Source organism: Immundisolibacter sp. (assembly GCF_041625615.1).
Taxonomy (GTDB): Bacteria; Pseudomonadota; Gammaproteobacteria; order Immundisolibacterales; family Immundisolibacteraceae; genus Immundisolibacter.
Window position 1 is genome coordinate 1 of record NZ_JBFJTF010000080.1, and the last position, 10,552, is coordinate 10,552.

General features: G+C 66.9%; 7 protein-coding genes, 2 tRNA genes and 1 pseudogene. 1 reads left to right on the top strand and 9 read right to left on the bottom strand.

The genetic code is table 11. The features are described 5' to 3' along the window. The 3 genes and pseudogenes from ABYX71_RS07630 to ABYX71_RS07640 form a co-directional block, all read right to left on the bottom strand. Nucleotides 1-507, bottom strand: a pseudogene (locus ABYX71_RS07630) (ABC transporter permease); the annotation flags it as partial. Then, nucleotides 504-1,481 carry an ABC transporter permease gene (locus ABYX71_RS07635; RefSeq protein WP_372695914.1) on the bottom strand — a complete coding sequence of 326 codons (978 nt, stop codon included), beginning with the start codon at nucleotides 1,479-1,481 and terminating at the stop codon, nucleotides 504-506. The gene ABYX71_RS07635 and the pseudogene ABYX71_RS07630, both read right to left, overlap by 4 nt. Then, on the bottom strand, nucleotides 1,478-3,670 hold the full coding sequence (locus ABYX71_RS07640) for an ABC transporter substrate-binding protein (RefSeq protein ID WP_372695915.1): 2,193 nt from the start codon (nucleotides 3,668-3,670) through the stop codon (nucleotides 1,478-1,480). The genes ABYX71_RS07635 and ABYX71_RS07640 overlap by 4 nt, the downstream gene beginning before the upstream one ends. A 90-nt stretch (nucleotides 3,671-3,760) precedes the next feature. Here ABYX71_RS07640 and ABYX71_RS07645 point away from each other — a divergent pair, with 90 nt between their 5' ends. Continuing rightward, nucleotides 3,761-4,537 carry an enoyl-ACP reductase gene (locus ABYX71_RS07645; protein WP_372695916.1) on the top strand — a complete coding sequence of 259 codons (777 nt, stop codon included), beginning with the start codon at nucleotides 3,761-3,763 and terminating at the stop codon, nucleotides 4,535-4,537. A gap of 21 nt (nucleotides 4,538-4,558) precedes the next feature. Here the strand turns inward: ABYX71_RS07645 and ABYX71_RS07650 are convergent, their stop codons facing one another. The 6 genes from ABYX71_RS07650 to clpX all read right to left on the bottom strand — a co-directional run. Next, nucleotides 4,559-6,442, bottom strand: coding sequence for a SurA N-terminal domain-containing protein (locus tag ABYX71_RS07650; RefSeq protein ID WP_372695917.1), 1,884 nt, complete (start codon nucleotides 6,440-6,442; stop codon nucleotides 4,559-4,561). Between the two features lie 91 nt (nucleotides 6,443-6,533). Further along, nucleotides 6,534-6,610, bottom strand: a tRNA-Asp gene (locus ABYX71_RS07655). Between the two features lie 12 nt (nucleotides 6,611-6,622). Next, a tRNA-Val gene (locus ABYX71_RS07660) sits at nucleotides 6,623-6,695 on the bottom strand. A gap of 12 nt (nucleotides 6,696-6,707) precedes the next feature. Next, nucleotides 6,708-6,980 carry an HU family DNA-binding protein gene (locus ABYX71_RS07665; protein WP_372695918.1) on the bottom strand — a complete coding sequence of 91 codons (273 nt, stop codon included), beginning with the start codon at nucleotides 6,978-6,980 and terminating at the stop codon, nucleotides 6,708-6,710. Between the two features lie 138 nt (nucleotides 6,981-7,118). After that, nucleotides 7,119-9,536, bottom strand: a complete 2,418-nt coding sequence (gene lon, locus ABYX71_RS07670; protein ID WP_372695919.1) for an endopeptidase La — start codon at nucleotides 9,534-9,536, stop codon at nucleotides 7,119-7,121. A gap of 122 nt (nucleotides 9,537-9,658) precedes the next feature. Further along, on the bottom strand, nucleotides 9,659-10,552 hold an 894-nt coding region (gene clpX, locus ABYX71_RS07675; RefSeq protein WP_372695920.1), incomplete at its 5' end, for an ATP-dependent Clp protease ATP-binding subunit ClpX.

Sequence of the window (10,552 nt, forward strand, 5' to 3'; positions counted from 1 at the left end):
CAGGCCCGCCAGCAGCGCGCCGCCGGCCAGGCCCGCGGCCGCCGCCGGCAGGGCGCGGGCGCGCAGGTCGGCCGCGCGGGCGGCGGTGTCCGGCAGGTGTGCGCCACCGTGTTCGAGGCGCGGGAACACGCGCAGCAGGCGCCCATCGGCGCCGGGGCGCGTTTCCTTGCTGTAGCTGTGCAGCGCCAGCGGCGCCGAGTAGGTGGTCTCGGTGCGCGTGCGAAGCGGTGTCAGCAGGCGGTCGAGCACCGACTGCACGCCGGCGCTGGCGCCGTCGGCCGGATTCACCGCACGAAAGTGCAGCGAGTCGAGCAGCGCGACGCCGATGTACGGCAACAGGATCACCAGTGCCGCCACCGCCGCCGGGCGCCGCACCAGTTGCTGGAAGGCGGCGGCCAGGCGCGGCGTGCGTCGGGCCCGCCACACCAGCAGCAGCGTGGCGGCGACGATGATCCACAGCAGCAGGTCGGTGGTCAGCAGCACCGGCTGGATGGAACCGATGGTCACTGCAGGCGCACCCGTGGATCGGCCAGGGTGTAGGACACGTCGGTCAGCAGCAAGCCGAGCAGGTACAGCACGGCACCCAGGAACACCATGGCGCGCACGATGGAGAAGTCCTGGCTCTGGATGGCGTCGATGGTGTAGCTGCCGAGCCCCGGAATGGCGAAGAACGATTCGGTCAGCAGGCTGCCCATGAACAGCAGCGGCAGCACCGCCACCACGCCGGTCAGGATGGGAATGGCGGCGTTGCGCAGCACGTGACGGCCCAGCACCCGCCCCTCCGGCAGGCCCTTGGCGCGGGCCGTGCGCACGTAGTCCTTGCCGGCTTCCTCCAGGAACAGCAGCCGGTACCAGCGCATGCCGCTGCCGAGCCCGGACAGCACGCCCACCAGCAGGGGCAGGATCAGGAACTTGAGGCCAGCGAGGCCGTCAAGCCAGCCGGAAACCGGCGCCAGGCGCAGCAGCTTGGCCAGCAGGTACTGCGCGCCGATGATGTAGAACAGGGTCGAGATGGACATGGCCAGCACGGCGACGAACACGCCAGTGTGTTCCAGCCGGCTGCCGCGCACGAACACCATGCCCAGCGCCAGCGTGATGTTGACCAGCAGGCCCAGCAGCAGGCTCGGCACGGCGATGGCCAGGCTCGGCCCCATGCGCTGGCGTATGTCGCGGCCGATGTCGCGGCCGTCGTCGGCGCGGCCGAAATCGAACACCAGCAGCCGCGCCGATTTCTGGAAGAACAGGGTCTCGGTCAGGCGCGACAGGCCGTGTTCCTGCGGTGCGTAGAACAGCGGCCGGTCGTAGCCGCGGGCGCGTTTCCAGCTGTCGATCGCCTCGGTGGTGACATGCTTGTCGCCCAGGTGCAGCCGGGCCATGTCGTCCGGGCTGTTGACCATGAAGAACAGCGCGAACGTGAGCAGGTTCACGCCGATCAGGATCGGCACCGCGTACAGCAGCCGGCGCAGCAGGTAGGCGGTCATGGCCGTCCACTGCCGGCGGCCAGGGCACCGGCGCGCTGGCGCCGGCGCCACAGCCGCCAGCCGGGCACGCAGGCCAGTGCCAGCAGGCCCAGCGCGATCAGCACCGGTGTCCACTGCGGCCGGTTCCAGGCCCACCGCTGCTGCGCCCGCAGCTGCGGGTCCAGGCGCTGGTACTTGAGGGTGTTGTTGGCCATGTCGTTGGGTTTCAGGTTGCCGTTCCAGCCGTGGTCCAGCACCACCTGCTGCGGGTGGAAGCCGGCCGCCCACGGCGCGTCGCGGTGGATCAGCGCCACCATGCGGTCGATCAGCCGCTGGCGCTCGGCGTTGTTCGGCAGGATGCGCATGCGCTCGAACAGGCGGTCGAATTCGGCGTTGTGGTAATTGCTGGCGTTCTCGCCGCCGTGCTTGACCTTGCCGTGCGGGCCGTAGAACAGGAACAGGAAGTTTTCCGGGTCGGGGTAGTCGGCGTTCCAGCCCCACTGGTAGATCTGCGCCAGGCCGCGGCGCATCTTGTCCTGAAAGCGGTTGTAGTCGGTGCTGCGCACCACCAGCTGCACGCCGAGCTTGGCGAATTGCTTGCGCAGCCAGTCGAGGTAGCTCTTGGCGTCGGGTCCGCTGGCCATGGTGTCGAAGTACAGCACCAGCGGCGCGCCGGCGGCGCTGCGCCCGTTCGGGTAGCCGGCGGCGCGCATCAGCGCCCGCGCCCGGTCGATGCCCAGGCGCTGCGGCTGGCCGTCGACCCAGCGATACACCTGCCGGTTCATGCCGACGTGGCCGTCCCGGTAGCCGAAGATGCCCGGCGGCAGCGGGCCCTGCATGGCGACGCCGAGGCCATTCTGGAAGATGGCGATCGATTCTTCCTGGTCGATGGCGATGGCAATGGCCTGGCGCAGGGCACGGCGCTCGGCGCTGTAGCCGCCGACCGTGTCGTCCAGCATGTTGAAGCCGGTGTAGTAGACCGAGGTGGCGACGCTGGAACTGAGGCGCATGCCGCGCTCGCGCATGGCGTCGGTCAGCGCCAGCTCACCGCCGGCGCCGAGGTTGACCACCTGATCGAAACTGTCCTGGCCGACCGGCGAGCGGTCGTAGTAGCCCTGCAGGAACTTGGTCCAGACCGGGATGCTTTCGCGCTCCAGGCTGAACACGGCCCGGTCGATGAACGGCATCGACTTGCCGGCGTCGGCCAGCAGGCCGGCCGCGGCGTCCGTGGGCTCGCCGTCGGACGGGTAGGGCTCGCCGCGGAACAGCGGGTTGCGCTCGAGCACCATGCGCCGGTTGGGGTCGTTCACGGTCAGCATGTACGGACCGGTGCCGACCGGGTACCAGTCGAGGGTGATGTTCTTCTCGATCAGGCCCGGCTGGCTGTAGAAGCGGTCCGCCTCCCACGGCAGCGGAGCGAAAAACGGCATCGCCAGCCAGTACTCGAACTGCGGATACACGTCGTTCAGGTGAATGCGCAGGGTGTAGCGGTCGGGTGTCTGCACGCCGCTGAGCTCGAACGGCCGTAAATCGAGCCACCCGTCCGTGTCCGACGATGCCTCGGCCAGCGCCTCGGCCAGCTCGCCGAAGCCGGCAAGGTGCGTGCGCAGCAGGCTGCGGATGGGAGACTGCACGCGCGGACTGGCCAGGCGCTTGATCTGATAGGCGAAATCGGCGGCGGTCAGTTCGCGGCTGTCCTGTGCCGGGAAGTCACCCAGGGCGTCGATGTCCGCCAGCGTCGCGGCGTCGAGCCGGTGGTAGCGCAGCCGGCCCTGTGCGTCACGGGCGAACGCGGGGTGTGGTGCGTAACGGATGCCGGGGCGGATGCGCAGTTCGTAGACGCTGGTCACCGCACGTGCCGGATCGGTCCCGGGCGGCAAGGCCCGGCCGCCGGCGTCCAGCAGCGTCACCGTCGGCAGCGCGGTGGCGGTCAGCGGCACCAGTGTGTAGGGCCGGCGCAGGTAGTGATACTGCAGCGGCGGTTCGTATACCTGGTGCAGGAACACGTACTCGTTCGAGCTGTAGGCGATGGCCGGGTCCAGATGTTTTGGCCGCGCCGCGAACGCCGCATACAGGGTGTTGGCCGTACGCTCGGCGGCCGGGTAGGGGCTGTTCAGCGGCACCTCGCCACAGCCGGCCAGCATGAACAGCAGGGCGGGCAGCAGCAGGCGTAATGGGGACTGGCGGCGCATCGCGGCCGATTCTGCCATACGGCCCGAGCCACGGTGGCCGGTCAGGGAAGACAGACCCGGCGGCGGCTATAATGCGCGCCCGATCAGGCGAAGGGCAGGGGGTTTCGAATGGGTTTTTTGGCCGGTAAACGCGCACTCATCGTCGGCGTGGCGAGCGATCGCTCCATCGCCACCGGAATTGCCGAGGCGATGCACCGCCAGGGCGCCGAACTGGCGTTCACCTATCAGAACGACAAGCTGCGCACGCGGGTGGAGGACTTCGCCGGTGCCTGTGGCAGTGACATCTGCCTGCCGATGGACGTCGCCGACGACGCGCAGATCGACGCCGCCTTCGCCGCGCTGGGGCAGCGCTGGGACGGGTTTGACATCGTCGTGCACAGCGTCGCCTTCGCTCCGCGCGAAGAGCTGCAGGGCAGCTTCGTCGACGCAGTGACCCGCGAGGGTTTCCGCGTGTCGCACGACATCAGCGCCTACAGCCTGGCGGCGCTGGCCAAGGCGGCCAAGCCCATGCTGCGCCCGAACGCGGCCTTGCTGGCGCTGACCTACCTCGGCGCCGTGCGGGTGTTGCCCAACTACAACGTCATGGGCCTGGCCAAGGCCAGCCTGGAGGCGTGTGTCCGCTACCTGGCGGCCTCCATGGGGCCCGACGGGGTACGGGTCAACGGCATTTCCGCCGGACCGATCCGCACGCTGGCGGCGTCCGGTATTTCCGGCCTGCGCGGCATGCTGGACTACCACGCCGACCATGCGCCGTTGCGACGCAACGTCACCATCGAGGATGTGGGTAACGTGGCCGCGTTCCTGTGTTCGGACCTGGCCGCCGGTGTCACCGGCGAGATCAGTTACGTCGACGCCGGTTACAACATCGTCGGCATGGGCGGCTGACCGCGCCCGGTGCAGGCTGCCTCAGGAGGCGGTCTGCACCACGCGCACCGCGTGACGCTCGCGCAGGGACTGCAGCAGGTCGTTCAGGGTCTGCTCGGCGCGGATCGCCTGCAGCTGTTCGCGCAGCGCCTCGCGGGCCTCGCTGTCATCTGCCTGCGGGCCGGGTCGCCGGCCGGTGACGGCGACCAGCGCGTAGCTGCCGTCGGGCAGGCTGAGTCCGGCATACCGGGGCTGTTCGTCCCCGACCGGCAGAGCGAACGCCTTCTCGACGACCGTCGCCGGCAGCCCTTCCTTGCCCTCGCGGCCGATGTCGGTGATTTCGTTGAACTGCACGTCGACGGGGTTGCCGGCGTTGAGTGCCTCGACCAGTTGCTCGCCGGCATCGCGCGCCGCGGCGGCGGCATTTTCGCGCTGTAGCTGCTGTACCACCGCCTCGCGCACGTCGGCCAAAGGCTGTACCGCTGCGGGCGAATGTTCGAGCACCCGCAGCACCGCATAGCGGCCCGGGTCGAGTTCGAATACCTCGCTGTTGTCGCCAGCGAGTACGTCGGCACTGAAGGCGTGGTGCAGGAATTGCGGGTTCGCTGCCGCGCCTTCGCCACCGGAGCGCGGGAACGGCCCGAGCTCACGAACTTCAAGGTCCACGGCCTCAGCGGCTGGCGCCAGGCTGTCCGGCTGCTCGAAAGTCAGGCGGCGCAGCGTTTCGGCGGCGGAAAAGAAACGCTCCTCGGCCAGCTCGCGTTGCAGGCGTTGGCGCACGGTGTCGCGGACTGCTTCCAGCGACGGTGTGTTTCCCGGTTTCACCGCCGTCACTTCCAGCAGGTGGAAGCCGAAGGGCGTGCGTACCGGTTCGCTGACCGTGTCCGGCGCCAGGCTGAAAGCTGCTTCATCGAAGGCGGGCGTCATGCTGCCCGGGCTCAGGAAGCCGAGGTCGCCGCCCTGGCTGGCCGAGCCGGAGTCGTCCGATTCCGTTTTGGCCAGCGCCGCGAAGTCGCCGCCGTCGAGCAGGGCGGCGCGCAATTCGGTGGCCTTGCGACGGGCCTGTTCGACCGTCTCCGCCGGTGCGTTTTCGGGCACCTGCAGCAGGATGTGACGCACGCGCCGCTGCTCAGGGTCACTCAGCTCCGGCTTCATGGCCTCGTAGCGAGTCTCCAGCATGGCGTCGTCGACATTGATCTGCGTCGCCAGCGCGTCCAGGCTCAGCTCCAGGTAGGCCACGCGCACCTGTTCGGCGGTGCGAAAGCGCTCGCGGTGCGCCTCGTAATAGGTTTCTACGACGTCGTCCGCCGGCGGTTCGTCGGGAACGTATTCCTGCCAGTCGAGCGTTGTCACGCGCAGGTCTCGGCGTTCGAACCACAGGGCGGCCAGGCGCTCGAGTTCCTCGGGCGCCACGAAGGCCGAGCGGGCCAGGCCGGCTTCGAGTTGCTGCAGCGCCAGTGACTGGCGCAGGTCATCCTCGAACTGCACCGGCGTCAGCCCCTGGCGGCGCAGTCGCGATTCGTACAGCCCGCGGTCGAAACCGTTCTCGCCGGAGAATGCGGGGACCGACTGAATCAACGCGGCCACGGCGGTATCCGTTACGTGCAGGCGCCGTTCGGCGGCGGCCTGTAACAGCAATTCGCGGTTGATCAGTCGCTGCAGTACAGCGTTGCGGGTGCCGGCGTTCTCCAGCAGTTCCGGCGAGTAGGCGTCACCCAGGGCGGCGCGCAGGCGCTCGGCCTCGACTCGCATGGCCTGGTCCAGCGCCTGGGCGGTGATGGTGCTGTCGCCAACGTGGGCGACGACCCGTGTGGTGTCGGGCTGCACGTAGGAGCCGATACCCCACAGGGCAAACGGCACCACCAGCAAAACGAGGATGGTGCTGACAAGCCACCGGGGTGCTTTCTCGCGGATGTGTTCAAGCATGCTGATTTTTCAGGTTGCAGATAACACAAAGGGCGAAGCCGACTTTACTCGGCTCCACCCTTCGCGGCTGGTATCTGGCAATTTGCCAATATGGCGGAGCGGACGGGACTCGAACCCGCGACCCCCGGCGTGACAGGCCGGTATTCTAACCAGCTGAACTACCGCTCCTAATGCATTCGGTGGGTGCTGAGAGGATCGAACTCCCGACATCCGCCGTGTAAAGGCGACGCTCTACCAGCTGAGCTAAGCACCCTGCAGGAAGCGGCTATTTTATGCCGTCTTTGAGACCTTTGCCAGCTTTAAATTTGGCGGTCTTGCTGGCCTTGATCTTGATGGGCGCACCGGTGCGCGGATTGCGGCCGGTACGAGCGCCGCGTTTGCCGACCGAGAACGTTCCGAAGCCGACGATGGTGACGCTGTCGCCCTTCTTCAGCGCCGCGGTGATGGCATCAACTGCCGAGTCCAGAGCACGACCGGCAGCGGCCTTGGAAATCTCGGCGCCGTCCGCGATCGCATCAATCAGGTCAGATTTATTCACGTGAGTCCCCCTGGGAGTGGTTGGTTTGCCCCTGAGCGTAAGTGACCCCGCAAGCAGGCGAAAAAATCGCACCAAATCGCGGTCGGCGAGTTATACCAACGCCAAAAAACGCGTGTCAACAAACGCCTCGGTCGCGTCTCAATGGGCAAGATAATTCTCGGGCGAAGCCGGCCGTGGCTCGCTGCCGCTGCCGGGCGGTTGTCCGGGGTCGGGTGCCTCGGACAGGGCCTGCTGGAACACCTCGTCGATCCAGTGCACGGACTGAATCTCCAGGCGTTGCGTGACGTCTTTCGGAACGTCCGCCAAGTCTTTCTCATTCTCCTTAGGAATGAGTACCTTGCGGATGCCTGCCCGTAGCGCCGCGAGCAGCTTTTCCTTCAGTCCGCCGATTGGCAATACCTCGCCGCGCAGGGTGATTTCCCCGGTCATCGCGACCTCGGCACGTACCCGCCGGCCACTGAGTGCCGAGGTCAGTGCGGTCACCATGGCGATGCCGGCGCTGGGCCCATCCTTGGGAATGGCACCTTCCGGTACATGCAGGTGGAAATCGTTTTGCTGAAAGCGTTCTGCGGCGATGCCAAGCTGCTCGGCACGGCTGCGGACCACGGTCATGGCCGCCTTCACCGATTCCTGCATGACTTCGCCGAGCTGCCCGGTGAGGGTTAGATTGCCCTTGCCAGGGACCACCGCCGCTTCTACGGTCAGCAATTCACCGCCGACTTCGGTCCACGCCAGGCCGGTAACCTGGCCGATGCGGTCCTCGGTGTCGGCCAGGCCGTGCCGATAGCGCGGAACGCCCAGGTAGTCCGCCAGGTTGGCCGGTGTCACCTTGAGCTTGCCGCGACGGCTCTTCTGCACCACCTGGCGCACTGCCTTGCGACAGACCTTGTTGATCTCGCGCTCGAGGTTGCGCACGCCAGCCTCGCGCGTGTAGCGCTGGATGATGCCGCGTACGGCCGGCTCGTCGAAGGCGATCTCGCTGTCCTTGAGGCCGTTGTCGGCAATGGCCTTGGGGATCAGGTAGCGGGTGGCGATGTTGAGCTTCTCGTCCTCGGTGTAGCCGGGCAGGCGGATCACCTCCATGCGGTCGAGCAGCGGCGCCGGAATGTTGAGCGTGTTGGCGGTAGCCACGAACAGCACGTCCGACAGGTCGTAATCGACTTCCAGGTAGTGATCGTTGAAGGCGTGGTTCTGCTCCGGGTCCAGTACCTCGAGCAGCGCCGAGGCCGGATCGCCGCGGAAGTCCATGGCCATCTTGTCGACTTCATCGAGCATGAACACCGGGTTGCGCGTGCCGACCTTGGCCAGGTTTTGTAGAACCTTGCCCGGCAGCGAGCCGATGTAGGTACGGCGGTGGCCACGGATCTCGGCCTCGTCACGCACGCCGCCGAGCGACATGCGCACGAACTTGCGGCCGGTGGCGTTGGCGATGGAGCGACCCAGTGAAGTCTTGCCGACACCCGGCGGACCGACCAGGCACAGGATCGGCCCCTTGAGCTTGCGCACGCGCTGCTGCACGGCCAGGTACTCGAGGATGCGCTCCTTGACCTTCTCGAGCCCGAAATGGTCCTTGTCGAGTACCTGCTGGGCGAGGTCCAGATCGCGTCGCACGCGGCTTTGCTTGCGCCAGGGTACCTGCACGATCCAGTCGAGGTAATTGCGCACCACGGTGGCTTCGGCGGCCATCGGCGACATGGTGCGCAGTTTGTTCAGCTCACTGCGTGCCTTGGCCAGCACGGTCTTCGGCGGGCGTACTTCCTCCAGGCGTCGCTCGAGCTCGTCCAGGTCGTTGCCGCCGTCCTCGAGCTCGCCGAGCTCTTTCTGGATGGCGCGCATCTGCTCGTTCAGGTAGTACTCGCGCTGGCTCTTCTCCATTTGCCGCTTGACCCGGCCGCGCATGCGCTTCTCGACTGCCAGCAAGTCGATTTCGGTCTCGAGCAGGTTAAGCAGGTGCTCCAGGCGCGGCACGATGTCCACGATCTCGAGCAGTTCCTGCTTCTTGGCCAGACGCACGGGCAGATGGGCGGCGATGGTGTCTGCCAGGCGCGAGGAGTCGGCGATTTCCGCCAGCGCGGTCAGTGCCTCTGGAGGCACTTTCTTGCTGCCACGCACGTATTGCTCGAACTGTTCGAGCACGCTGCGCTGCAGCACGGTGTCTTCCTTGGGGTCGACCGGGCCCGCCTGGGGCACCTGCAGCTGCGCCGTGAAGCACCCTTCGGCAGGTTCCCAGTGGGTGACGCTGGCGCGATCGAGCCCTTCTACCAGCACCTTTACCGTGCCGTCGGGCAGTTTGAGCATTTGCAGGACGTGCGCGACCACGCCGCTGTCGTAGATGTCGTCCGGGCCAGGGTCGTCCAGGGCAGCGTCTTTCTGTGCCGCCAGGAAAATGCGCTTGCCGTGGTCTTCGCTCAGGTTGAGCGCGGCGATGGATTTTTCCCGGCCAACGAACAGCGGGATCACCATGTGCGGGAATACCACCACGTCGCGCAGTGGCAGGACCGGCAGGGTCAGGGTTTCGGCGTCATCGCCGGAATGGGCTTGGATGGGGTCGGACACCCGGAAGGCCTCGAGAAAGTAGGAGTGGGCGGCGCACGCCGCTGCCAGGAAGGGCAGATGGTGGCGGCGCCCTAGAATTCAAGCCCCGCAGCGACGGGGTGTGTCCCCGGAGCGGGGCGGCGTCAGTCGCCGGCTGCGCCTTGTTGCAGCGGCGCATCCTCGTAGATCAGCAGCGGCTTGGCGTCGGTGCTGAGGACGTTTTCGTCATACACGACCTTCTTCAGGTTATGCATCGACGGCAGCTCGAACATCATGTCGAGCAGGGCGTGTTCGAGGATCGAGCGCAGGCCGCGGGCACCGGTCTTGCGTTCCATCGCCTTGTCGGCGATGGCGTCCAGCGCCTCGGGACGAAACTCGAGTTCCACACCTTCCATCTTGAACAGCTTCTGATACTGCTTGATGAGGGCGTTCTTGGGCTCGGTCAGAATGCGGATCAGGGACTCGCGGTTCAGTTCGGCCAGGGTCGCGACCACCGGCAGGCGGCCGACGAATTCCGGGATCAGGCCGAACTTGATCAGGTCATGCGGTTCCACCGCCGCCAGCAGCCGGCTGGTGTCCTTGTCCTCGATCTGGCTCTTGATGTCGGCCGAGAAGCCGATGCCGCCCTTCTCCATCCGCTGCTGGACGATCCGGTCCAGCCCGTTGAAGGCGCCACCGCAGATGAACAGGATGTTGCGCGTGTCGACCTGCAGGAATTCCTGCTGGGGATGCTTGCGCCCGCCCTGAGGGGGAACCGAGGCGACGGTGCCCTCGATCAGCTTCAGCAGCGCCTGCTGCACGCCTTCGCCCGACACGTCGCGGGTGATGGACGGGTTGTCGGACTTGCGCGAAATCTTGTCGATTTCGTCGATATAGACGATGCCGGTCTGCGCGCGCTCGGCGTCGTAGTCGCACTTCTGCAGGAGCTTCTGGATGATGTTCTCGACGTCCTCACCCACGTAGCCGGCCTCGGTCAGCGTGGTGGCGTCGGCGATCGTGAACGGCACGTTCAGGATGCGTGCCAGGGTTTCGGCCAG